Origin of the sequence: Streptomyces sp. NPDC057743 (genome assembly GCF_042798755.1) — a bacterium.
Lineage (GTDB): Bacteria > Actinomycetota > Actinomycetes > Streptomycetales > Streptomycetaceae > Streptomyces.
This window is the reverse complement of sequence record NZ_JBHVJX010000041.1, coordinates 30,799-53,016: the sequence shown is the minus strand read 5'-3', so window position 1 is coordinate 53,016 and position 22,218 is coordinate 30,799. Positions and strand designations below refer to the sequence as shown.

Here is a 22,218-nt window from a genome sequence, read left to right as displayed (position 1 = left end):
CACACTGCGCCCATGCGACGCCTGTTCCCCCTCCCCCTCCCGACCGCCCCGGACGCCGCCGGCTCCGACTGGACCACCGACCGCGAGTGGACCCTGGACGAGCTCGCCGCGGCCTACGCGTACCCGGCGGCGGACGAACCGGTGCGGTCCGACCGCCCCGGTTGGCTGCGCGCCAACATGGTCTCCTCCCTGGACGGCGCGGCACACCACGACGGGCGTTCGCAGCCGCTCTCCGGGGACGCCGACATGCGGATCTTCGGGGTGCTGCGGGCGCTGTCGGACGCGGTGGTGGTCGGCGCCGAGACGGTCCGGCGGGAGGGCTACCGGCCGGCCCGCGCCCGGGCCGCGTTCGCCGCCCAACGAGCCGCCGCGGGGCAGCGGCCGGCCCCCGCCATCGCGGTGGTCAGCGCGGGCCTGGGGCTGGACTTCACGCTGCCGCTGTTCACCGAGCCGCTGGTGCCCACCCTGGTGCTGACCGGCGCCGACGCCCCCGAGGAGCGGGTGCGCGCGGCCCGCGCCGCCGGTGTCGAGGTGCTCTTCGCGGGCGAGGGGCTGGGCGTCGACCCGGTACGCGTGGCGGGGGCGCTGGCCGAGCGGGGACACACCCGGCTGCTCACCGAGGGCGGGCCGCGGCTGCTGGGGCAGTTCGCGGCGGCCGGGGCGCTGGACGAGATGTGCCTGTCGCTGTCCCCGGTGGTGGCGGTGGGCGACGCGCAGCGGATCATGGACGGGCCCGCCGTGGCGGTTCCCGAGCGGTTCGCGCTGGTGTCGGTGCTGGAGGAGTCCGGGTTCCTGTTCACCCGTTACCGCCGGTTCTGATTTCAGCGGAATTATCTGTTCCGCTTAGCTTCCGTTGGGCACACTAAAAGCCGACAGGCCCCGTGTGGCGACGGGGCAGGATGGTTTCTGTGGGCGCCGTGACATACGGTGCCCGGAAGAGAAGAAGGGCGTCCGTCGTGTTCACGAGCGTATTGATGATCGAGAAGCCTCTGACGCCCGCGGACGTGGAGTTCGTCACCACCCTGCACGGCGACGACCGGGTCTCCTTCGTGGTCCTCATGCAGCCGCGCGGCAAGCAGGACGTCCTGTTGCGGGCCATCGACGACGTCGCGCTCGGGGAGTTCGAGGACGCCGTGCGGGAGGGCGAGGAGCCGGGCGGAACCAGCGCCGTGCTCCCCGCCGAGCAGGGGCTTTCGCACACCCTCCAGGCGCTGCGCGCCGCCGGCGCCGAGGCGGTCGGGCAGGTGGTCGAGGACCACCCGCTGGACCTGCTGAAGTCGGTCGTCGACGAGACCGGCGCGGACGAGGTGATCGTGCTGACCACCCCGCACTTCGTCGAGGAGTTCTTCCACCGGGACTGGGCCTCCCGAGCCCGCCACAAGGTCGGTGTCCCCGTTCTGAAGCTGTTCTCGCACGCCGTCGACGAGCAGTCGCAGGAGCCCAACGGCGGCTGAGCCGGCGCCGCTTCGGCCGGCGCGTCAACGTTGCGCCGATTCCACACCCGAACGGGTTATCTGTAGCTCACCGCTGTCCCGAATCGGTGCGTTCCTGGTCAGGAAGCGGCCCGCAGCGGGCCGAATCCAGCACAGCCGAGACCGGCGCATCGAGAAAGGGGCCGTCATGGCGGACCAGCGGGAACCGGACGCGGAACGGGAGCGCGGCCGGAACGAGGACCGGACCCGGGGCGAGGAGCGCGGCGCGGACCCGACCGCCCGGGAGGCCGACGACTCCGGGCCCGGAGCGCGCGGCCCGCACCAGGGCCGCAAGGCCGCCAGGTCCAACCTGTTCCCCACCTTCTCCCACCGCGACGACTAGGGCGCTTCTGACGGATCTCCGTGGAGGAAGGAGCGGCGTCTGGTGCGTGCGATCGCAAGGCGCCGGGATGGCTTCATAGCGGAGCTATGGGGGCATTTCGGCAACGCCGCGAGCGTGCGTGCCAGGCGCCGCGACGCCGCGGAGATCCGTCAGAAGCGCCCTAGGGCTTGCCCGATGTCGTGGCCGGGCCGGCGCCGGCGTACGGGACGGGCGGCGCCCGCCCGTCCCGTAGGGCTCATACCGCCGCGCCGGCCCCCAACGTCAGCCGGCCGTCCAGGACTTCCGCCACCGCGTCCACCGCGGCCAGATGGGAACGGTCGTGGGTGACCAACACCGTGGCGGTGCCGCGCTGGTGGGCCAGCTCGGTCAGCAGGTCCAGCACCGCGGCGCCCCGCTCGTGGTCCAGCGCGCTGGTCGGCTCGTCCACCAGCAGCACCGCGGGCTCGTTCATCAGCGCCCGGGCGATGTTCACCCGCTGCCGCTGACCGCCGGACAACTGGTGCGGCCGCCGGTCCGCCTGGCCCGACAGGCCCACCGCCGCCAGCAGTTCGCGGGCCCGGTCCCGGGCCGCGCGGGGCGAGCGGCCCGCCAGGTGGGCCATCACCTGGAGCTGCTCGGCGGCCGTCAGCGACGGCAGCAGGTTCGGCTGCTGGAAGACCGTGCCGACGGTGGTCCGGCGCAGCGCGGTCAGCTCGGCGCGGCGCAGCCCCGTGGTGTCCGTGCCGTCGAGCACCACCCGCCCGCGGTCCGGCCGGATCAGCGTCGCGGCGACCGCCAGCAGGCTGGACTTGCCGGAGCCGGACGGGCCGACCACCGCCGTCACGGTGCCGGCCGGCACGGTCAGTGACACCGCGTCCAGCGCGGTCAGCCGGGTGTCGCCGTCGGGGTAGGTGAGGGTGACATCGGTCAGTTCGAGGCTCATCGGGCACTTCCCAGGGCGGTCAGCGGGTCGACGGAGGTGAGGCGGCGGATGGACAGCGCGGCGCCCACGGCACCGAGCGCGATCATGATCAGGGCCGGGATCAGCACGGTGGTGGCGTCGAGCACGAACGGCACGGTGCCGCCCACCGCGGCGCCCACCCCGGCGGCCACCGCGGTCCCCAGGCCGGTGCCGGCCACCAGCAGGACGACGGCCTGGCCTAGCGCGTCCCGCAGCAGATAGCGGGTGGAGGCGCCGAGCGCCTTGAGGACCGCGACGTCGCCGCTGCGCTGGATCGTCCAGACCGTGAAGAACGCCCCGATGACCAGCGCGGAGATGGCGAACAGGAAGCCGCGCATCAGTTGCAGGGAGCCGTTCTCGGCGCTGTAGGAGCCGATCGCGGTCAGGGCGTCGGCGGCCGTCACGGTGCGGGTGCCGAGCCGGCGGTCCCCGGTGGCCAGACCGTCCGTCCCGGTGGTGGACAGGGCGACGACGGTGGCGCCCCCGGAGGCCGCGCCGCCGGGGCTCCCGGACAGCCGCTGCCAGTCGCCGAGCGTGGCCCACACCACCGGCGTGTGGCTGAACATCGCCGCGCCCGAGACCGCCGCCACCGTCACCTCCCGGCCGCCCAGCGTGAGCCGGTCACCGGCCCGCGCGCCGAGCTTGTCGGCGGCCTTCTGCGACAGCACCACCGTGCCGTCACCGGCCGGCCCGGAGGACGGCGCCAGTCGGGAACCGGGCCGCACCCCGAACACCGAGACCGCCGCCGTCTTCCCGCCGGCCCCCTCGACCTTCGCGGGGGAGATCCCCAACGGGTCGGCGCTGCGCACCCCGGGCACCTGGGACCACTGGCGCACCGTCCGCTCCGGCAGCCGGGAGTCGGTGAACGAGGGCTTGCCGTCGCCGGCGGGGGCGGCGAAGACCAGGTGGTCGGCGGGCAGCCCGGTGATCGCCGAGGTGTTCTCCCGGCCGAGCCCCGCCGTCAGCCCGGACAGCAGTCCCACCAACACCGTGATCAGCGTGACGACGGTCCCCATCAGGGCGAACCGCCCCTTGGCGAATCTCAGGTCTCTGAAGGCGACGAACACCGGCGCGGCCATCCTCGGATCGATGCCGGGCCCACTGCCCGGCGGCTGCTCCCACCGTCGCCCGCCACGGGGGTGTGCGGCATCGCGCCCGGGAGTGGTTCACCGGAGCCGAAGGGTGCGGTGCGGGCTCCACCTTTCGATTGATGCCGGGGTCGTCGCCGGCCCGTAGCCTGAAGGGGCCGTGATCGAACAAGCCAGGACCGACCTCTCCCTCACCCCCGTTGTGCGCGCGCTGCGCCTGTGCCTCCACCTGATGGTGGCCGCGCTGCTCGCGCTCGCCGCCGTACGCGCCCTGGCCGACGGAGCCCCCGACGCCCCGGCCGTGCTCGCCACCGCGGTGGTCCTGCTGGCGCTCTACGTCCTGGGGCCCGCGCTGCTCCGGGCCCGCACCTTTGCCGCCGTCGTCCTCTGGCTCACCACCGTGGTCGCGGTGTGGCTGGTGCTGTTGGCGCTCACCCAGGACGGCGTCTGGCTGGCCTTCCCGCTGTTCTTCGTCGAACTGCACCTGCTGCCGGCCCGTTGGGCGCTGCCCACCGTCGCCGCCAGTACGGCCGCCGCCATCGCCGGCTTCGCCTGGCACACCCACACCCTCGGCGTCGGCACGGTCATCGGCCCCGTCCTGGGTGCCGCGGTCGCCGTCGCCGTCGTCTTCGGCTACCAGGCCCTCTACCGGGAGAGCGAGCAGCGTCGCCGCCTCATCGAGGAGCTCACCGCGGCCCGCAGTGAACTGGCCGCCGCGGAGCGGGCCGCCGGCGTCCTCGCCGAACGGGAGCGGCTGGCCCGCGAGATCCACGACACCCTCGCCCAGGGGCTCTCCAGCATCCAACTGCTCCTGAGGGCCGCCGAACGCGCCGTACCGGGGCGGCCGGAGACCGCCCTCGGGCACATCCGGCAGGCCCGTACCGCCGCCGTCGACAACCTCGCCGAGGCGCGCCGCTTCGTCCGCGCCCTGAGCCCGCCCGACCTGGAAGCCGGCTCGTTGCCGGCCGCGCTGGAGCGGCTGTGCGCCGCCACCGCCCGCACCTCCGGGCTGGCCGTGCACTGCCAGGTCTCCGGCGCGCCCACGCCGCTGCCCACCCCGCACGAGGTGGCCCTGCTGCGGATCGCCCAGTCCGCGCTCGCCAACACCGTCCAGCACGCCGCCGCCGACCGCGTCGAGCTGACCCTCAGCTACATGGACACCGAGGTCGCCCTGGACGTCGTCGACGACGGCGGCGGGTTCGTGCCCGCCGAGGTGCCGCCGCCCGGCTCCGCGGCCGCCGGCGGCTCCGGCTTCGGGCTGGCCGCGATGCGCGCCCGGGCCCGCGCCCTCCAGGGGACCCTCGCCGTGGAGTCCGCCCCCGGGGAGGGCACCGCCCTCGCCGTCACCCTGCCCTGCCCCGACCCGTCCGCTGCCCCCGAGACCGCCCAGGGGGCCGCCCCGTGACCACACCCGCCGCCCCCGTCCGGCTGCTGCTCGCCGACGACCACCCCGTCGTACGGGCCGGGCTCCGCGCCGTCCTGGAGACCGAGCCGGACTTCGAGATCGCCGCCGACGTCCCGACCTCCGAGGAGGCGGTGGCGCTGGCGGCCAGCCTGGACGTCGACGTGGTCCTCATGGACCTCCAGTTCGGCGGCCGGATGCTGGGGTCCCGGGCCACGGCGGAGATCACCGCCCGCCCCGGGGCGCCCCGCGTGCTGATCCTGACCACCTACGACAGCGACGCCGACATCCTCGCCGCCATCGAGGCCGGCGCCACCGGCTACCTCCTCAAGGACGCCCCGCCGGACGAGCTGGCGGCCGCGGTGCGCACCGCGGCGGCCGGGAAGTCCGCGCTCGCCCCCACCGTCGCGCACCGTCTGATGGACCGGATGCGGACGCCCGCCGCCGCCCTCTCCCGCCGTGAGACCGAGGTCCTCCAGCTCGTCGCGGACGGCCTGTCCAACGCGGCGATCAGCAAGCGGCTCTTCCTCAGCCAGGCGACCGTCAAGTCCCATCTCGTCCACATCTACGCCAAATTGGGGGTCGACTCCCGCACGGCCGCGGTGGCCGCCGCCACCGCCCAGGGCCTGATCCGCCGCTGACCTCCGCACCGGGCCGGCGTCCCGTGGTGCGCCCCGCCGCGGGGTCGCGGGCCGGCGCTGTCAGTGCCGGGTGCGAGAATCGTCGGCAAGCACACGCAGGACCGCATGCCCGCTCGACGATCAGGGAGACCCCTCCATGGCACCCGCCATCCCAGCCTCGATGGAACGGCCGCACTTCATCGGCATCGGCGGCGCCGGTATGTCGGGCATCGCCAAGATCCTCGCGCAGCGCGGTGCCGCGGTGGCCGGCAGCGACGCCAAGGACTCCGCGACGGCCCAGGCCCTGCGCACCCTCGGCGCCACGGTCCACATCGGCCACGCCGCCGAGCACCTGGCGGCCGACGCCACCAGCGTCGTGGTCTCCTCCGCGATCCGCGACGACAACCCCGAGCTGGCCGCCGCCCGCGAGCGCGGCCTCCCCGTCGTGCACCGCTCCGACGCCCTCGCCGCCCTCATGGACGGCCTGCGCCCCATCGCCGTCGCCGGCACCCACGGCAAGACCACCACCACGTCCATGCTCGCCGTCTCCCTCGGCGCCCTGGGCCTCAAGCCGTCCTACGCCATCGGCGGCGACCTGGACGCCCCCGGTTCCAACGCCGAGCACGGCACCGGCCAGATCTTCGTCGCCGAGGCCGACGAGAGCGACCGCAGCTTCCACAAGTACGCCCCCGAGGTCGCCATCGTCCTCAACGTCGAGCTGGACCACCACGCCAACTACGCCTCGATGGACGAGATCTACGAGTCCTTCGCGACCTTCGTGGACCGCATTCGCCCCGGCGGCACCCTGGTCATCTCCGCCGACCACCCCGGCGCCCGTGAGCTGACCGGCCGGCTCGGCCGCGACGACATCGAGATCGTCACCTACGGCGAGGCCAAGGACGCCGACGTCCGCATCCTCCAGATCACCCCGCACGGCCTGGCCAGCGACGTCACGGTCACCCTCACCAGCGGCAAGATCCTCACCTTCACCGTCTCCGTCCCCGGCCGGCACTACGCGAGCAACGCGGTAGCCGCCCTGGCCGCCGGCGTCGCCCTGGACCTCCCGCCGCACCAACTCGCCGACGCCCTCGGCAAGTACACCGGCGTCAAGCGCCGCCTCCAGCTCAAGGGCGAGGCCGCCGGCGTCCAGGTCATCGACTCCTACGCGCACCACCCCACCGAGATGTCCGCCGACCTGGAGGCGATCCGCAGCGCCACCGAGGAGTCCGGCGGTCGCATCCTGGTGGTCTTCCAGCCGCACCTGTACTCCCGCACCCAGGAGCTCGGCACCGAGATGGGCCAGGCCCTCGCCCTCGCCGACGCCTCCGTCGTCCTGGACATCTACCCGGCCCGCGAGGACCCGATCCCGGGCGTCACCAGCGCCCTGATCACCGACGCCGCCCGGGAAGCCGGCGCCCAGGTCACCCCCGAGGCCGACAAGGGCGCGATCCCGGAGCTGATCGCCGGAATGAGCCGCCCCGGCGACCTTGTTCTCACCATGGGCGCGGGCGATGTGACCGACCTTGGCCCCGCCATCCTGTCCCGCCTGGGCGCATGAGCTGAGGAGCCCCTCCATGACGTACGAGATCGACAAGCCCGACGAGCAGTGGCGCGCCGAGCTGACCCCGGCCGAGTACCAGGTCCTCCGCCAGGGCGGCACCGAGCCCGCCTTCGTCGGCGAGTACACCGACACCAAGACCACCGGCGTCTACTCCTGCCGCGCCTGCGGCGCCGAACTCTTCCGCTCGGACACCAAGTTCGAGAGCCACTGCGGCTGGCCGTCGTTCTACGACCCCAAGGACGGTGCCGCCGTCGAGCTGTTGGAGGACCGCAGCCATGGCATGGTCCGCACCGAGGTGCGCTGCGCCCGGTGCGGTTCGCACCTCGGCCATGTCTTCGAGGGCGAGGGCTATCCGACGCCGACGGACCAGCGGTACTGCATCAACTCGATCTCGCTGCGGCTGGTGCCGGACGAGGGCTGAGGCGGCTGAGCTGCCCGCTCCGCCGCCAACCGGCGTGCGGAGCGGGTGAGTTCGAGGCGTAACGGGAGCGGGCACGGCCACCACGGCCGTGCCCGCTCCCGTTGTCCCCGTCGTCCCCGTGAGGGGGCGGGTCAGGCGTCGTGTCCCGGGGGTCCCACGTGGGGGGTGGTGAGGATGCGGTGGACGAGGCGGGCGCCGGCGCGGGCGGTGCGGTTGTCGATGTCGAGGTCCGGGTTGAGCTCGGCGACGTCGACGACGGCCAGTTTTCCGCTCGCCGCGACCCGGGCGCAGACGTGCTCGACGATCTCCATCGGGACGCCGTAGGCGGCCGGGGCGCTGACGCCGGGGGCCGCCGCGGCGGGCAGCACATCGAGGTCGATGCTGAGGTGGACCACGTCGCAGCTCGTCAGGAACGCGTCGACGAAGAGGTCGACGCCGCCGCGGTGCAGCGGGCCGCACTCGGTGTCCGGGAGGTGGCGGACGCCCAGCTTGTCGGCGGTGTGGAACAGTCGTTGGGTGTTGCTGGGTTGGCTCACGCCGAGGACCGCGTAGTTCAGCCGCCGGCCCTGTCGTTCCTCCGCCCGCGCCATCTGGAGGAACGGCGTGCCGGAGCTGGGTCGTTCGTCGTCGCGCAGGTCGAAGTGGGCGTCGAGGTTGAGCACCCCGAGCCGGGCCCCGTCGCGCAGGGCGCGGCTGTCGGCCAGCCCGAGGTAGCTGCCGTAGGCGACCTCGTGGCCGCCGCCGAGCACCACCACGGGCCGCCGCCGGTCAAGGAGCGCGGTGACGGCCGCGCCGAGGCGCCGCTGGCCGGCCTCCAGATCGCCGTCGGCTACGGCGATGTCACCGGCGTCGAGCGCCCGCAGCGGTGCGGGCAGCGCCATGGAGGCCAGGGCGGTGCGCAGGGCCGCCGGGCCGCCGGCCGCGCCCTGCCGCCCCTGGTTGCGCCGCACGCCCTCGTCGCTGCGGAAGCCGACGAACGCGGCGTCCCAGTCGGCCCGTTCGGCGTCGCGGGCGACGGCGTGGTGCCAACGCAGGGTGTCCTCGCCGGGCCCGTCGTCCCGGCCCGTCCACGGCTTGGACGGTGCGTCCACGGGGACCGTCATCGCTGCGTGCCCTTTCCTCGGTTGCGGTCGGTTCGGTTCATCGCTCGACCGCGTTCACTGCGACTCGTTCATCGGCACCCGCACGCCGCGCTCGCGGGCGACGTCGGCGGCGTGCTCGTAGCCGGCGTCGACGTGTCGGATGACGCCCATGCCGGGGTCGTTGGTCAGCACCCGCGCCAGCTTCTGGGTGGCGAGTTCGGTGCCGTCGGCGATGCACACCTGGCCGGCGTGGATCGAGCGGCCCATGCCGACGCCGCCGCCGTGGTGCAGGGAGACCCAGGAGGCGCCGGAGGAGGTGTTGACCAGGGCGTTGAGCAGCGGCCAGTCGGCGATGGCGTCGGAGCCGTCCTTCATCGCCTCGGTCTCGCGGTAGGGCGAGGCGACGGAGCCGGAGTCGAGGTGGTCGCGGCCGATGGCGACCGGGGCGGAGAGCTCGCCGCTTGCGACCATCTCGTTGAACTTCAGGCCGGCGCGGTGCCGTTCGCCGTAGCCGAGCCAGCAGATGCGCGCGGGCAGCCCCTCGAACTCCACGCGCTCGCCGGCCATCTTCAGCCAGCGGTGCAGGTGCTCGTTCTCCGGGAACAGCTCCATGATCGCCTTGTCGGTGGCCTCGATGTCCTTCGGGTCACCGGACAGGGCCGCCCAGCGGAACGGGCCGAGGCCCTCCTCGAACAGCGGCCGGATGTGCGCCGGGACGAAGCCGGGAAAGTCGAAGGCCCGCCCGTAACCGGCCTTGCGGGCCTCGTCGCGGATGGAGTTGCCGTAGTCGAAGACCTCGGCGCCGGCGTCCAGGAAGCCGACCATGGCCTCGACGTGCTGGGCCATGGCAGCGCGGGACCGCTCGGTGAAGCCCTCCGGGTCCTTGGCGGCCAGCTCGTGCCACTCCTCGACACGGACGCCGATCGGGAGGTAGGCGAGCGGGTCGTGGGCCGAGGTCTGGTCGGTGACGATGTCGATCGGTGCGCCGCGGCGCAGCAGTTCGGGGAAGACCTCGGCGGCGTTGCCGGTCACGCCGATGGACAGCGGGCGGCGCGCGTCGCGGGCCTCGACGGCGAGTTGTAGCGCGTGGTCGAGGTCGTCGGCGGCGACGTCGAGGTAGCGGTGGGCGATCCGGCGCTCGATACGGGTCGGGTCGCAGTCGACGCAGATCGCCACGCCGTCGTTCATGGTGACGGCGAGCGGCTGGGCGCCACCCATGCCACCGAGTCCCGCGGTCAGCGTGATGGTGCCGGCCAGGGTGCCGTCGAACTTCTTGCGGGCCACCGCGCCGAAGGTCTCGTAGGTGCCCTGGAGGATGCCCTGGCTGCCGATGTAGATCCACGAACCGGCCGTCATCTGGCCGTACATGATCAGGCCGCGGGCCTCCAGGGAGCGGAACTCCTCCCAACTGGCCCAGTCGCCCACCAGGTTGGAGTTGGCGATCAGCACCCGCGGCGCCCACTCGTTGGTCCGCATCACGCCGACCGGCTTGCCGGACTGCACCAGCAGCGTCTCGTCGTTCTCCAGTGTCCGCAGGGTGCGGACGATGGCGTCGAAGGCGGGCCAGTTGCGGGCGGCCTTGCCGGTGCCGCCGTAGACGACCAGTTCCTCCGGGTGCTCGGCGACCTCGGGGTCGAGGTTGTTCATGAGCATCCGCAGGGCGCCTTCCTGCTGCCAGCCGCGGCAGGTCAACTCGGTGCCGCGGGGGGCCCGAACGGTCCGGGCCTGCTCAGAGACGCTGGTCATGGTGCCTCCTGGATGGGGGTGGGTGGATGCCGCGCCGTGCGCCGGGCGGCGGCCCGGCGCACGGCGTCCCGCCGGTGCGGGCCGGCGGTGCGGCGTGCGTCCCATGACAGGCGGTCCAGACCGCCGGTGCCAGGAGCCGAGCCCGCGATTCTCGGATCCGAGAACGGAGTTGGCGCTCACATAGAATCGCCAGGGCGCAACCGCAGCACCGGTCCGAGCCGGTGGGAGGGGGGACGTCTTGACCACTCAGATCACGGATCTCGCACGGCTCTTCCAGGAGCGCGCCTCCGGCGCCGTGCCGGCGTATCGGCGGGTGAAGGACCTGGTGTCCGAGCAGATCGCCGGCGGCCGTTGGCGGGAGGGCGACGCGCTGCCGTCGGAGAGCCAGTTCGTGGCGTCGCTCGGGCTGTCCCGGATGACGGTCAACCGCGCGCTGCGCGAGCTGGCGGCGGAGGGGCTGATCCGCCGCGTGATGGGCGTGGGCAGCTTCGTGGCGGTGGCCAAGGGCAGTTCGTGCCTGGTCGAGGTGCACAACATCGCCGAGGAGGTGCGGCGCCGCGGCCACCGCTACGAGGCCAGGGTGCTGGCGCTGGGGGAGGAGCCGGCCGGGGCCCGGACGGCCGCGGAGATCGGGGTCGTCGAGGGGCGGCCGGTCTTCCGCTCCCGCATCGTGCACAGCGAGAACGGCGCGGTGATCCAGATCGAGGACCGCTACGTCAACCCGGCCTTCGCGCCCGGGTACTTGGCGCAGGACTTCACCGTGCGCACCCCGTTCACCTTCCTCTCCGAGGTCGCGCCGCTGGACCGGGGCGAGCACGTCGTGGAGGCGGTGCTGCCGTCACCGGAGGAGTCCGCGCTGCTGGGCGTCGACGGGGCGGAGCCGTGCCTGTTGATCCACCGTCGGACGTGGTCGCGGGGCGCGCCGGTAAGCGTGGCGCGGCTGCTGCACCCCGGATCGCGCTACCGCCTGGAGGGCGCCTTCGAGGCGGGGAATCCGCCGGGCTGACCGGTGGCCATGGGGACCGGCGCATGGCCGGAGACGGCCGAGGTCAGCCGGGCCGCGCCGTCCCACAGGGCGTCCCGCACGGCGTCCGGCTCGTGGGTGCTGCGGTGGGTGTGCCAGGTGCTGCTGAGCGCGGCGACCGGCCGCCCGTGGTGGTCGAAGGCGGCGACGCCCAGGGAGCGGAAGCCCTTGGAGACCAGCTCGGACTCCTCGGACCAGCCGCGCTCCCGGTCCCGGGCGAGCAGGGCCAGCAGTTCGGACAGGGATCGCGGGCCCCTGCCGGTGCGCGTGATGAGGTCGCCGGGCCTGGGGAAGAGGGCCCGTACTTGCGCCTCGGTGGAGTGTGCGAGGATGGCGCGCCCGTTGGCGGTGAGATGTGCCGGCAGTCGGACGCCGATGTCGGTCACGAGAGCGGCTTCGACGTCGCCGGACCGTCCGCCGCGCGGGCGCTCCTTGAGGAGGTAGACCGACTCGGCGCCGTGCAGGATGCCGAGGTGTACGGTCTGGCCGAGGTTTCCGGCGAGGCTGCGCAGGATGGGTCGCGCCAGCCGTTCCAGGGGTTCGTGCCGCAGATACGCGGAGCCGATCTCGAAGGCGGCGACGCCCAGGCCGTACGCCTGCTCCTTCGGGAGGTAGGTGACGAAGCCGCGCTCGGCCAGGACCGTGAGGATGTGGTACGCCGACGAGCGGGGGATGCCGAGGTCACGGGCGAGGGCTGCGGTCTTCACCGGTCCGGAGCGGCCCGCGAGGTGCACCAGGATGTCCAGGGCGCGACCGACTGCGGGGGACGTGCTCGACGTCGATCTCCGTTCGTTCACCGGTTCACCTCTTGACAATGCCTGTCTATACAGGAATATACAGGGTGCTTTCGCGGTGCACGGCAACCCCCACTCCGGGGTCCTCGCTCCACCACCCGGCTCGCCGGCATCTCCGTGAACACCCGGCACCCACACCACCACTGGTCCCAAGGGAGGACGCAGTTGGCCACTGAAAAGGCGACGCTGAGCAGAGGGCTCCGTCCGCGGCACATCCGCTTCATCGCATTGGGCTCCGCGATCGGCACCGGCCTCTTCTACGGTTCGTCAGAATCCATCAGGGCGGCCGGACCGGCCGTTCTCCTCGCCTATCTGATCGGGGGCGCGGCCGTATTCCTGGTCCTGCGCTCGCTCGGTGAGATGGCCGTCCGCTCGCCCTGCGCCGGCTCGTTCGGCGAGTACGCGACCAGACACCTCGGCCCGCTCGCGGGCTTCACCACCGGCTGGACCTATGCCTTCGAGATGGTCATCGTCTGCCTCGCGGACATCACCGCCCTCGGCGTCTACATGGGCTTCTGGTTCCCCGATGTGCCGCGCTGGACATGGCTGTTGGCCGCCATCCTCATCATCGGCGCGATCAACCTCTTCAGCGTCAAGGCGTTCGGCGAGCTCGAATTCTGGCTCTCCCTGGTGAAGATCGTCGCCATCGTGGCGATGATCATCGGCGGCGCCGCGATCCTGTTCTTCGGGCTCAGCCACGGTGGTGGCCATCACGTCAGCGTCGCCAACCTCTGGAGCAACGGCGGCTTCTTCCCGCACGGCGTCCACGGCTTCATCCTCTCCTTCGCCGTGGTGATGTTCGCCTTCGGCGGCACCGAGGTCATCGGCGTCACCGCCGGCGAGGCGGAGAACCCGGAGAAGACGATCCCGAGCGCCGTGAACTCCATCCCGATCCGGGTGGTGCTCTTCTACGTCCTCACCCTCGCCGTGCTGATGTCGCTCAACCCCTGGCAGGAGGTCGGCACTTCCGGCAGCCCGTTCGTGCAGATCTTCGCGAGCCTGGGCATCAAGTCCGCGGCGACCCTGCTCAACGTCGTGGTCATCGTCGCCGCGCTGTCCGCGATCAACAGCGACATCTTCGCCGCCGGCCGGATGATGTACGGGATGGCCCAGCGCGGCCAGGCACCCGCCGCCATGCGACGGCTCTCCCGCAACGGCGTGCCGTGGCTGACCGTCGTGATCATGATCGTGGCCCTGCTGGTCGGGGTGGTGCTGAACTACCTCATGCCCGAGAAGATCTTCCTGATCATCTCCTCGATAGCGACCTTCGCCACCGTCTGGGTGTGGCTGATGATCCTGCTCAGTCAGCTCAACGCCCGTCGGAAGATGTCGCCCGAGGAGACCGCCGCGCTGCGCTACCCGGTGCCGTTGTGGCCGGTGGCCCAAATCGCCGCCACCGTCTTCATGGTCGCCGTGATGGTGCTGCTCGCCTTCTCCGGTGACACCCGCATCGCCCTCGTCGTCGGCGCGGTCTGGCTCGCCCTGCTCGGCGGGGTGTACGCGCTGTGGGTGCGGCCGCGGCTCGCCGCCGAACCGTCGGGCGCGCAGGCGCCGGAGGCGGTCGCCGAGACGGTACCGGCCGGCCGGGGATAGCCCCCCCGCCACCGCCGGTGTCCGGGATTCCAGACGGGACGACCTGTCTGGAATCCCGGACACATGTCGTTCCAGGGCTCTCGTACAGCCGCTCTGACATGCGGCTTCATGGGCTCATGACTGTTGTTGCTGACACTGTTGTTGTAGGCATCGGCCCGCTGGCCGCCGATGACGTCGTCTCCGTCGCCCGCCACGACGCCGCGGTGGAGCTTTCCCAGGACGCCCTGAAGGAGATCGCGCGCAGCCGCGAGGTCATCGAGGGCCTCGCCGACGACGTGGTCCCGCACTACGGCGTCTCCACCGGCTTCGGCGCCCTCGCCACCCGCCACATCCCGCACGCCCTGCGCGCCCAGCTCCAGCGCAGCCTGGTCCGCTCGCACGCCGCCGGCTCGGGCGACGAGGTGGAGCGCGAGGTCGTCCGCGCGCTCCTCCTGCTCCGGCTCTCCACCCTCGCCACCGGCCGCACCGGCGTCCGCACCGAGACCGCGCAGACCTATGCCGCGCTGCTCAACGCCGGTATCACGCCCGTTGTTCACGAGTACGGCTCGCTCGGTTGTTCCGGCGACCTCGCACCGCTGGCGCACTGCGCGCTGGCCGTCATGGGCGAGGGCGAGGTGCGGGACGCCCAGGGCGCGCGCAAGCCGGCCGCCGAGGCGCTGGCCGAGGCCGGCATCACTCCCGTCGTGCTCCAGGAGAAGGAGGGCCTGGCCCTCATCAACGGGACCGACGGCATGCTCGGCATGCTCGTCCTGGCCGCCCACGACCTGCGGAAGCTGCTGCGCACCGCCGACCTCGCGGCCGCCATGAGCGTCGAGGGCCAGCTCGGCACCGACGCGGTCTTCGCCGCCGACCTCCAGGCCCTGCGCCCGCACCCGGGCCAGGCCGAGAGCGCCGCCAACCTGCGTGCGCTGATGAAGGATTCGGGGATCGTCGCCAGCCACCGCGGCCCCGACTGCCCCCGCGTGCAGGACGCCTACTCGCTGCGCTGCTCGCCCCAGGTGCACGGCGCGGCGCGGGACACGCTGGGCCACGCCGAGACGGTCGCGGGCCGCGAGCTGGCGGCGGCCGTCGACAACCCCGTGGTCACGCTGGACGGCCGGGTGGAGTCCAACGGCAACTTCCACGGGGCGCCGGTCGCCTGCGTGTTGGACTTCCTCGCGGTCTCCGTCGCCGATGTGGCCTCGGTCTCCGAGCGGCGCACCGACCGCTTCCTGGACGCGGCCCGCAACCACGGCCTGAACCCGTTCCTCGCCGACGACCCCGGCGTGGACTCCGGCCACATGATCGCGCAGTACACCCAGGCGGCGATCGTCTCCGAGCTCAAGCGGCTGGCCGCGCCCGCCTCCGTCGACTCCATCCCCTCCAGCGCCATGCAGGAGGACCACGTCTCGATGGGCTGGGCCGCGGCGCGCAAGCTGCGCCGCGCCGTCGACGGGCTCACCCGGGTCCTCGCCATCGAGCTCTACACCGCCGCCCGGGCGCTCGACCTGCGCGCGCCGCTGACGCCGGCCCCGGCCACCGCGGCCGTGCGCGACGGCCTGCGCAAGACCGTCCAAGGGCCGGGCACGGACCGCTGGTTGGCGCCCGAGATCGAGGCGTCCGTCCAGTACGTGGCGCGCGGCGAGGCGCTGGCCGCGGCCGAGGCGGTGGTCGGCGAGCTGCGCTAGGGCGTGTCCCATCGGACGGGCTGTCCCATCGGTTCCGTCGAGGCGAGGGCGCTCCCCGCCGCGACGGAACTCAAGGGCGCCGGTCGCCGGCCTGACGGCGACCGGCCTCGGGCGGCCCGCCGGCCGTCGCGTCCGGATCGACGACCCCGCCCACCCGACGCGTCAACTCCCTTGCGGTCCAGGTCACTTGACCGGCGAGCCGGTGCCGCTCCTCCGTGCCGACGTCCGCGGTCGGGAAGGTCACCGCGACGCCCGCGATCGGGTGGGCGCGGTGGTCGAGGACGGCGGCGGCGAGCGAGGAGAAGCCGCGGGTCACCTCGCCCTCCTCCGTCGCATGGCCGCGCCGCCGCACCTCGACCAGCAGCTCGTGCAGCGCCGACAGCGAGCCCGGCCCGGTCTCGTTGCGGGTGACGAACGCCGAGGGGTCGGGGAAGAGCGCGCGCACCTGCGCCCGGGACAGCCGCGCCAGCACCGCCCGCCCGCTGGCGGTGAGTTGGGCCGGCAGCCGGACCCCGACGTCGCTGACCAGCGGCGCCCGGCCCGGTGCGCGCTCCTCGATGACGTAGAGCACCTCGCGGCCGTGCAGCACGGCGAGGTGCGCGTTGTAGCCGGTGCGGTCGACGAGTTGGGCCAGCGGCAGCCGCGCCAGCCGCTCGAAGGGGGCCTGCCGGCTGTAGCCGGAGGCGAGTTCGAAGGCGCTGACGCCCAGCCCGTAGCGCCGCTCCTCCGGCAGGTGGACCACGAAGTCCTGCCGGGCCAGGGTGTCGAGGAGGTGGTAGGTGGTGGACCGGGGCAGCCCGATGTCGCGGCTGATCGCGGCGGCCGGTACCGGCCCGGCCTGGCGGGCAAGGTACCGCAAAATAGAAAGAACCTGGTCGGCGGCGGGCACAGTGGACATGGGACGAGCGTAAGGAGCGCGACGCGCCCGGCACAGGAGCCGCGACGGTACGTCTCGGATGCCAGACAGTAGGCCGCCACACCCGGTAGCCCGACGGCCCGGACCTGCGGCTTCATGGTGGCATGGCACCAGCGCACCCCACCACGACCACCCTCGTCACCCACATCGGCAACCTCGTGACGAACGACCTCGCCCTCGGCGCCGGCCCCTTGGGTCAACTCCGCGACGCCGCCCTCCTCATCGAGGGCACGAAGATCGCCTGGGTGGGGCCCGCCCGCCACGCACCGGCCGCCGACCACGTCCATGACGCCGGCGGCCGGGCCGTCGTCCCCGGCTTCGTCGACTCCCACAACCACCTGGTCTTCGCCGGCGACCGCACCGAGGAGTTCAACGCCCGGATGTCCGGGCGGGCTTACTCCGCCGGCGGCATCCGCACCACCGTCGCCGCCACCCGCGCGGCCAGCGACGAGGAGTTGGGCGCCAACCTCGCCCGCCACGTGACCGAGGCACTCCGTCAGGGCACCACCACCCTGGAGACCAAGTCCGGCTATGGCCTCACCCCCGACCAGGAGGCCCGCGCCCTGCGGATCGCCGGCCAGTACACCGACGAGGTCACGTTCCTGGGCGCGCACATCGTCGCGCCCGAATACGCCGACGACCCGGCCGGCTACGTCGAGTTGGTCACCGGGCCGATGCTCGACGCCTGTGCCCCGCATGCCCGTTGGATCGACGTCTTCTGCGAGCAGGGCGCCTTCGACGGCGACCAGGCCCGGGCGATCCTCGCCGCCGGGCGAAGCGCCGGCCTGCTGCCCCGGGTGCACGCCAACCAGCTCTCCTACGGCCCCGGCGTGCAGCTCGCCGTCGAGTTCGCGGCGGCCTCCGCCGACCACTGCACGCACCTCACCGACGCCGACGTCGACGCCCTCGCGCACGGCGACACCGTCGCCACCCTGCTGCCGGGCTGCGAGTTCTCCACCCGCGCGCCCTACCCCGACGCCCGTCGTCTGCTGGACGCGGGCGCCACCGTGGCGCTGTCCACCGACTGCAACCCCGGCTCGTCCTTCACCAGTTCCATGGCGTTCTGCATCGCCATCGCCGTGCGCGAGATGGGCATGACGCCCGACGACGCCCTCTGGTCGGCCACCGCCGGCGGGGCCCGCGCGCTGCGCCGCACCGACATCGGCCGCCTCGCGCCCGGCGCCCGCGCCGACCTCGTCGTCCTGGACGCCCCCTCGCACGTGCACCTGGCCTACCGGCCGGGCGTGCCCCTGGTGTCGGCCGTGTGGCGGGCCGGCCAGCGGGCGGGCGCGGGGCCGATGACGCGCCCATGACGCCCTGACCGTTGGGCTGTTGGGCCGTTGAGTATGCGGCGCACTGCCGGGGTTCACTCGATGGGCGACGCCGTCCGCTGGCCCAGATGCGCATGCCGGTCATGCGACGTCGTTGCGCACGCAGACCGGAACGCTTCCCGTGTCCTCGCCCGCAGGGGCGAGGACACGTGGGCAGCGGGGCGTGCGTCACGGGGTCACGTGGACAGTCGGGCCACCACCTGCGTGGTGAAGGTGACATGGCCGTTCTGCGTGCCGGTGATGTCGCTGCTGACGAGGCCGGGCTCCGGCCGCTCCAGCGGCGTCGCCTCGATCCAGCAGGGCGCGTCCAGTTCGGTGTAGCGCGTGAAGTGGGTGCGCAGCGTCACCGGGTTGGTGCGCTCGGGCCCCGCGAGGTACTGCACGGCCTGACTGGCGGCCTCCAGCAGCACCATGCCGGGCAGGTGGTCGTGGGCGTGGTCGAAGAGCACCGAGTGGCCGGTGTCCACCCGTAGTTGCCAGCGCCGCGGCTGGTCCGTCGGGCAGAGCACCACGTCCCGTTCGGTGGTGCGGCCCACCTGCCCGGGCGGCACCGGTGTGCCGGGCGGCGGGGCGAGCGAGGTGGCGGTCTTGGCGTCGGCGTGCCGACCGCGCAACCGGTCGTAGAGGGCCGGCGGATGGCAGGTATAGCGAAGGTGCGCCGTGCCTAACAGCTCCCCCTCGCGGAACGCGCTGATCTCTGCCTCCAGGCGCACCGGACCGCCCCTGCGGCGCTTGGTGGGCACGGTGTGCGTGATGGTCAACTCGACGGCGGCCCCGCTGTCCTCCGGCCGGATGCCGAGCATCGCCGGGGTGATGGTGGAGGAGCAGTAGTCCCAGCCCAACCGGTACTCCAGCGGCACCTCGAAGGCCGTGTTGGAGAGCATGGCGAGCGCCTGGCGGATGGTCTCGATCAGCAGCAGGGGGCTGTAGCGGTCGACGTGCGGGGCGTAGAAGTCGTGCCGCTGCGGCCAGTGCGCGGTGACGCGGTGTGTGGTGCCGGAGACCGGGTGCCAGTCGGTGATCAGGACCTCGTCGTTGAGGTGCTTGCGGACCAGGCGGCCCGGTACCGGGGCCGACCCGGGTACCGCCGGGACGGCGGCTAGGGGGGCGGGCATACGACTTCTCCTCACGCTGGTGATCGTCGTGTGCGGCAACTGGTGTGACTGGGGATGGAGTTGAACCAGCCACCTGCCGTAACATAGAGAACGTTATTTATTCTGTCGAGAGCGGACCGGAAAACACCATGCCACGACAGCGACAGGACCGTGCCCTCCGGACCCGGGCCGCCATCGTGCGGGCGGCGGCTGAGGTCTTCGCCGAGCAGGGGTATGCGGGCGCCAGTGTCACCAAGATCACCGACCGCGCGGGCCTGACGATGGGGGCGATGTACTTCCACTTCAAGAACAAGGCGGCGCTGGCCCGCGAGATCGTGGTGGGTCAGCCGGACCGGGTGCTGCCTCCGCGCCCCTCCGCCGGCCTCCAACGCGTCGTCGACATCACCCTGACCTGGGCCCACCAGCTCCTGGAGGACCCGGTGTTGCTGGCCGGCGCCCGACTGGTCATGGAGCAGGGGGAGTTCATCGGCCCCGAGCAGAACTCCCACCAGCAGTGGGCGCGGATATTCGAGCAGGAGCTGGGCCGGGCCCGGGAGCGCGGCGAACTCCTCCCCGGCTGCGACGCGGCGGCCACCGCCCGCCTGATAGTCAACGCCTGCACGGGCGCGCAGATGCACGCCCAGATGGCGACCGGGCACCGCGATCTGCCCGACCGCGTGGTGGAGATGTGGCGCTGCCTGCTGCCGGCGCTGGCCGCGCCGGAGGCGGCGGCCGCGGTCGAACTCGACGTCGAGCGGGGCAGGGTGGCCGAAATCGCCTTGTGAGGATGGGTCAGTCACGCTCCGTATGACGGGTATTGACCGGGTTGGTGGGACGCGGGTACACCACAGGGGCACATCGCGATTCTGAGACGCGCACCAGTGGCTGTCCACACACGGGGGTATGGCATGACGCCGACGATTCCGGTACAGGCGGCAAGGAGCACACCGACCGCGGGGAGGGCGCGACCGAGGACGTGCCTCCTTCCGAGGCGACGGACGGCGGTGCAGCCCGGCGTCCGGGAGCGCGGGCCCGGCACGCTCCACCACAAGACCGTCATGATCACCGGGGCCTCCAGCGGCATCGGCGCGGCCGCCGCCCGCTGCTTCGTCGAGGAGGGCGCCTCCGTGGTCCTCATGGCCCGCCGCGAGGAGCGACTGCGCCTGCTCGCCGGCGAGATCGAGGAGGCCGGCGGCCGGGCCGCCGTGGTCACCGGCGACGTCACCGACCAGGCCGACGTGGAGCGCGCGGTCGAGGTGGCGCTGGCCGAATTCGGCACCCTGGACGCCGCCTTCAACAACGCCGGCCAGGGCACGCTCGGTTGCCGCCTGCACGAGACCGAGCAGGCGGTCTTCGACCGGATCATGGACGTCAACGTCCGTGGGGTGTGGAACTGCCTGCGCGCCCAGATCCGGACGATGCTCACCCAGGACACCGGTGGCGCGATCGTCAACACCTCCAGTACGGCCGGCCTGTTCGCGACCGGTGCGATCGCCCCGTACGTGGCCGCCAAGCACGCCGTCCTGGGGCTGACGAAGACCGCGGCCGCCGAGTACGGCGACCACGGCATCCGCGTCAACGCCCTCGTCGTGGGCGCCACCCGCACCGACATGCTCGCCACCGCCCTGGAGGCGGCCGGCCGCCGGGAGTTGGACGTGGTCGCCCGGGCCATCCAGCGGCGGCTGGCCGACCCCGTCGAGGTCGCCCGCGCCGCCGCCTGGCTCTGTAGCGACCAGGCGTCCTTCGTCACCGGCGGCGTGGTCCCCGTGGACGGCGGCTACTCGGCGGTCTGAGCACCCCGTCCGAACCGGACACCGGCGCCCTGCTGCCGCTCGCCGCGCCCTACCCAACTTACATAAAGAGCCCTATCTTTTGTTCTGCGCGTGCCTGAAGACGGGCGTGTGAGCGGCGGGGCCCGAACTTCCCGCCCCCGCACCGCCGTTGGGCTCCGCTGTGTCACGAGTGCGTACCGCACCACGCCTGCGGTGCGCGCCCTTTCGCACTCCCCCTGACCGTGGACGACGACCACCGACGACACACCGCCCGCGCCGTACGCGCGGCCCCGTGAAGGAGGCGAGCACCCGAGATGAACCTGCCCACCTCGGTCCACACCCACTGGGACGGCCCCAACGTCCCGACCCTCGACCCCGGACGCGGCATCCCCTTCGGCAGCAGCAGCGTCCAGCACGGCACCGCCGTCTTCGAGGGCATCCGCTGCTACGCCACGCCGGAGGGGCCCGCCATCTTCCGCCTCGACGACCACCTGGAACGGATGCTCAACTCGGCCCGGCTGCTGGGCATTCGCCACGACTACGACCTGCCCCGGTTACGCCGGTCGACGCTGCGTGCCACGGCCGACAGCGGCTGCGCCGACGGCTACGTGCGCCCCGGGCTCTTCGCCGCCGACCCGGTGGTGAGCATCGCCCTGGCCACCGTGCCGTTCACCCTGGGCGTGGAGGTCTGGCCGGTGACCGCGCCGCCGCCCGAGCCGCCCGACATACCGGGCGTGCGGCTGACCGTCTCGCCGTGGCGCCGCCCCTCGCCGCAGTCCTTCCCGCGGCGCGCCAAGGCCGTCGGCACCTACGTCACCTCGGGGCTGGCCAAGACCGCGGCGCAGGCCGCCGGCTTCGACGACGCGCTCCAACTCGACTGCGACACCGGCCGGGTGGCGGAGGCCACCACCGCCAACGTCTTCCTCGTCACCGAGGGGCGGCTGAGCACCCCGTGGCTCAACGACAACCTGCTCGCCGGCATCACCCGCGACTCCGTGCTGACCCTCGCCCGCGACCTGGGATTGGAGGTGACGGAGGGGCCGGTGGAGGTCGCCGAGGTGCACGCGGCGCAGGAGGTCTTCCTCACCGGCACCGCCGGCGAGTTGCTGCCGGTCGCCTCGTTGGACGGCCGGCCGTTCGCGGCGGAGCGCCCGGTGTTCGACGCGATCGCGACGGTCTTCCGGGCGACGGTGACGGGCCGCGCCGGCCACCCGGAGTGGCGGACGCCGGTACCGCAGCGCGAGCCGGAACCCCCGGCCGACCCGGCCACGCCCTGAGACCGCACCCCTTCACAGGGACCTGAGAACGGCACCACCGAACGTACGCACCTGCACCGACCCGGCGGTCGCGCG

Annotated in this window: 21 protein-coding genes; 14 read left to right on the top strand and 7 right to left on the bottom strand. The window is 73.0% G+C overall.

Annotation, left to right across the window (positions count from 1 at the left end; genetic code table 11):
• Positions 1–12: 12 nt before the first annotated feature.
• The 3 genes from ACFVFQ_RS32780 (at position 13) to ACFVFQ_RS32770 (ending at position 1,815) form a co-directional block, all read left to right on the top strand.
• Positions 13–819 carry a pyrimidine reductase family protein gene (locus ACFVFQ_RS32780; protein WP_383423090.1) on the top strand — a complete coding sequence of 269 codons (807 nt, stop codon included), beginning with the start codon at positions 13–15 and terminating at the stop codon, positions 817–819.
• Between the two features lie 137 nt (positions 820–956).
• Positions 957–1,454 (top strand): indole-3-glycerol phosphate synthase, encoded by a 498-nt coding sequence (locus ACFVFQ_RS32775; protein WP_383423088.1) that lies wholly within the window; start codon positions 957–959, stop codon positions 1,452–1,454.
• Between the two features lie 166 nt (positions 1,455–1,620).
• Positions 1,621–1,815 (top strand): hypothetical protein, encoded by a 195-nt coding sequence (locus tag ACFVFQ_RS32770; RefSeq protein WP_383423086.1) that lies wholly within the window; start codon positions 1,621–1,623, stop codon positions 1,813–1,815.
• A 235-nt stretch (positions 1,816–2,050) separates the two neighbouring features.
• Here the strand turns inward: ACFVFQ_RS32770 and ACFVFQ_RS32765 are convergent, their stop codons facing one another.
• Together ACFVFQ_RS32765 and ACFVFQ_RS32760 are read right to left on the bottom strand one after the other, a co-directional pair.
• Positions 2,051–2,737 (bottom strand): ABC transporter ATP-binding protein, encoded by a 687-nt coding sequence (locus ACFVFQ_RS32765; protein WP_383423084.1) that lies wholly within the window; start codon positions 2,735–2,737, stop codon positions 2,051–2,053.
• Positions 2,734–3,822, bottom strand: coding sequence for an ABC transporter permease (locus tag ACFVFQ_RS32760; RefSeq protein ID WP_383423104.1), 1,089 nt, complete (start codon positions 3,820–3,822; stop codon positions 2,734–2,736). The genes ACFVFQ_RS32765 and ACFVFQ_RS32760 overlap by 4 nt, the downstream gene beginning before the upstream one ends.
• 181 nt (positions 3,823–4,003) lie before the next feature.
• Between ACFVFQ_RS32760 and ACFVFQ_RS32755 the strand changes: the two genes are divergently transcribed.
• The 4 genes from ACFVFQ_RS32755 to msrB all read left to right on the top strand — a co-directional run bounded on the left by ACFVFQ_RS32755 (position 4,004) and on the right by msrB (position 7,847).
• The gene (locus ACFVFQ_RS32755) at positions 4,004–5,248 is read left to right on the top strand and encodes a sensor histidine kinase (protein ID WP_383423082.1); all 1,245 of its coding nucleotides are present in this window, start codon (positions 4,004–4,006) and stop codon (positions 5,246–5,248) included.
• Positions 5,245–5,886, top strand: a complete 642-nt coding sequence (locus ACFVFQ_RS32750) for a response regulator (protein WP_383423080.1) — start codon at positions 5,245–5,247, stop codon at positions 5,884–5,886. Before ACFVFQ_RS32755 ends, ACFVFQ_RS32750 begins: the two co-directional genes overlap by 4 nt.
• 136 nt (positions 5,887–6,022) lie before the next feature.
• Positions 6,023–7,423, top strand: coding sequence for a UDP-N-acetylmuramate--L-alanine ligase (gene murC / locus ACFVFQ_RS32745; protein WP_383423078.1), 1,401 nt, complete (start codon positions 6,023–6,025; stop codon positions 7,421–7,423).
• 16 nt (positions 7,424–7,439) lie between these two features.
• Entirely contained in the window at positions 7,440–7,847 is a 408-nt protein-coding gene (msrB, locus tag ACFVFQ_RS32740) for a peptide-methionine (R)-S-oxide reductase MsrB (RefSeq protein ID WP_383423073.1), read from the top strand.
• A gap of 131 nt (positions 7,848–7,978) precedes the next feature.
• Here the strand turns inward: msrB and hutG are convergent, their stop codons facing one another.
• Both hutG and hutU read right to left on the bottom strand, forming a co-directional pair.
• On the bottom strand, positions 7,979–8,950 hold the full coding sequence (gene hutG, locus ACFVFQ_RS32735) for a formimidoylglutamase (protein ID WP_383423071.1): 972 nt from the start codon (positions 8,948–8,950) through the stop codon (positions 7,979–7,981).
• Between the two features lie 54 nt (positions 8,951–9,004).
• A complete protein-coding gene (gene hutU / locus ACFVFQ_RS32730) occupies positions 9,005–10,675 on the bottom strand; it encodes a urocanate hydratase (protein ID WP_383423069.1) in 1,671 nt (556 codons plus the stop codon).
• Positions 10,676–10,913: 238 nt separating this feature from the next.
• On the opposite strand from hutU, the gene hutC reads away from it, so the two are divergent.
• Positions 10,914–11,681, top strand: coding sequence for a histidine utilization repressor (hutC, locus tag ACFVFQ_RS32725; protein ID WP_383423067.1), 768 nt, complete (start codon positions 10,914–10,916; stop codon positions 11,679–11,681).
• Here hutC and ACFVFQ_RS32720 read toward each other — a convergent pair.
• Positions 11,636–12,496 (bottom strand): IclR family transcriptional regulator, encoded by an 861-nt coding sequence (locus ACFVFQ_RS32720; protein ID WP_383423065.1) that lies wholly within the window; start codon positions 12,494–12,496, stop codon positions 11,636–11,638. The genes hutC and ACFVFQ_RS32720 overlap by 46 nt on opposite strands.
• Before the next feature lie 162 nt (positions 12,497–12,658).
• Between ACFVFQ_RS32720 and ACFVFQ_RS32715 the strand changes: the two genes are divergently transcribed.
• Both ACFVFQ_RS32715 and hutH read left to right on the top strand, forming a co-directional pair.
• Positions 12,659–14,086: an amino acid permease gene (locus tag ACFVFQ_RS32715; RefSeq protein WP_383423063.1), complete on the top strand. Its 1,428-nt coding sequence runs from the start codon at positions 12,659–12,661 to the stop codon at positions 14,084–14,086.
• Positions 14,087–14,202: 116 nt separating this feature from the next.
• The gene (gene hutH, locus ACFVFQ_RS32710) at positions 14,203–15,753 is read left to right on the top strand and encodes a histidine ammonia-lyase (RefSeq protein ID WP_383423061.1); all 1,551 of its coding nucleotides are present in this window, start codon (positions 14,203–14,205) and stop codon (positions 15,751–15,753) included.
• 70 nt (positions 15,754–15,823) lie between these two features.
• Here the strand turns inward: hutH and ACFVFQ_RS32705 are convergent, their stop codons facing one another.
• A complete protein-coding gene (locus tag ACFVFQ_RS32705; RefSeq protein ID WP_383423059.1) occupies positions 15,824–16,651 on the bottom strand; it encodes an IclR family transcriptional regulator in 828 nt (275 codons plus the stop codon).
• Between the two features lie 122 nt (positions 16,652–16,773).
• On the opposite strand from ACFVFQ_RS32705, the gene hutI reads away from it, so the two are divergent.
• A complete protein-coding gene (gene hutI / locus ACFVFQ_RS32700; RefSeq protein WP_383423057.1) occupies positions 16,774–17,982 on the top strand; it encodes an imidazolonepropionase in 1,209 nt (402 codons plus the stop codon).
• Positions 17,983–18,176: 194 nt separating this feature from the next.
• On the opposite strand, the gene ACFVFQ_RS32695 is transcribed toward hutI, so the two are convergent.
• Positions 18,177–19,115 (bottom strand): ScbA/BarX family gamma-butyrolactone biosynthesis protein, encoded by a 939-nt coding sequence (locus ACFVFQ_RS32695; protein WP_383423055.1) that lies wholly within the window; start codon positions 19,113–19,115, stop codon positions 18,177–18,179.
• A gap of 128 nt (positions 19,116–19,243) precedes the next feature.
• Here ACFVFQ_RS32695 and ACFVFQ_RS32690 point away from each other — a divergent pair, with 128 nt between their 5' ends.
• The 3 genes from ACFVFQ_RS32690 to ACFVFQ_RS32680 all read left to right on the top strand — a co-directional run bounded on the left by ACFVFQ_RS32690 (position 19,244) and on the right by ACFVFQ_RS32680 (position 22,143).
• Positions 19,244–19,879, top strand: a complete 636-nt coding sequence (locus ACFVFQ_RS32690; protein WP_383423053.1) for a ScbR family autoregulator-binding transcription factor — start codon at positions 19,244–19,246, stop codon at positions 19,877–19,879.
• A 273-nt stretch (positions 19,880–20,152) separates the two neighbouring features.
• Complete coding sequence (locus ACFVFQ_RS32685; RefSeq protein WP_383423102.1) at positions 20,153–20,887, top strand: SDR family NAD(P)-dependent oxidoreductase; 735 nt, start codon at positions 20,153–20,155, stop codon at positions 20,885–20,887.
• 293 nt (positions 20,888–21,180) lie between these two features.
• Entirely contained in the window at positions 21,181–22,143 is a 963-nt protein-coding gene (locus ACFVFQ_RS32680; RefSeq protein ID WP_383423051.1) for an aminotransferase class IV, read from the top strand.
• Positions 22,144–22,218: the final 75 nt, after the last annotated feature.

Coding starts and splice junctions, on each gene's coding strand:
- ACFVFQ_RS32780 (WP_383423090.1), top strand. CDS start 13: ATGCGACGCCTGTTCCCCCTCCCCCTCCCGACCGCCCCGGACGCCGCC.
- ACFVFQ_RS32770 (WP_383423086.1), top strand. CDS start 1,621: ATGGCGGACCAGCGGGAACCGGACGCGGAACGGGAGCGCGGCCGGAAC.
- ACFVFQ_RS32765 (WP_383423084.1), bottom strand. CDS start 2,737: ATGAGCCTCGAACTGACCGATGTCACCCTCACCTACCCCGACGGCGAC.
- murC (WP_383423078.1), top strand. CDS start 6,023: ATGGCACCCGCCATCCCAGCCTCGATGGAACGGCCGCACTTCATCGGC.
- msrB (WP_383423073.1), top strand. CDS start 7,440: ATGACGTACGAGATCGACAAGCCCGACGAGCAGTGGCGCGCCGAGCTG.
- hutG (WP_383423071.1), bottom strand. CDS start 8,950: ATGACGGTCCCCGTGGACGCACCGTCCAAGCCGTGGACGGGCCGGGAC.
- hutU (WP_383423069.1), bottom strand. CDS start 10,675: ATGACCAGCGTCTCTGAGCAGGCCCGGACCGTTCGGGCCCCCCGCGGC.
- hutH (WP_383423061.1), top strand. CDS start 14,203: ATGACTGTTGTTGCTGACACTGTTGTTGTAGGCATCGGCCCGCTGGCC.
- ACFVFQ_RS32705 (WP_383423059.1), bottom strand. CDS start 16,651: ATGTCCACTGTGCCCGCCGCCGACCAGGTTCTTTCTATTTTGCGGTAC.
- hutI (WP_383423057.1), top strand. CDS start 16,774: ATGGCACCAGCGCACCCCACCACGACCACCCTCGTCACCCACATCGGC.
- ACFVFQ_RS32695 (WP_383423055.1), bottom strand. CDS start 19,115: ATGCCCGCCCCCCTAGCCGCCGTCCCGGCGGTACCCGGGTCGGCCCCG.
- ACFVFQ_RS32690 (WP_383423053.1), top strand. CDS start 19,244: ATGCCACGACAGCGACAGGACCGTGCCCTCCGGACCCGGGCCGCCATC.
- ACFVFQ_RS32685 (WP_383423102.1), top strand. CDS start 20,153: ATGATCACCGGGGCCTCCAGCGGCATCGGCGCGGCCGCCGCCCGCTGC.
- ACFVFQ_RS32680 (WP_383423051.1), top strand. CDS start 21,181: ATGAACCTGCCCACCTCGGTCCACACCCACTGGGACGGCCCCAACGTC.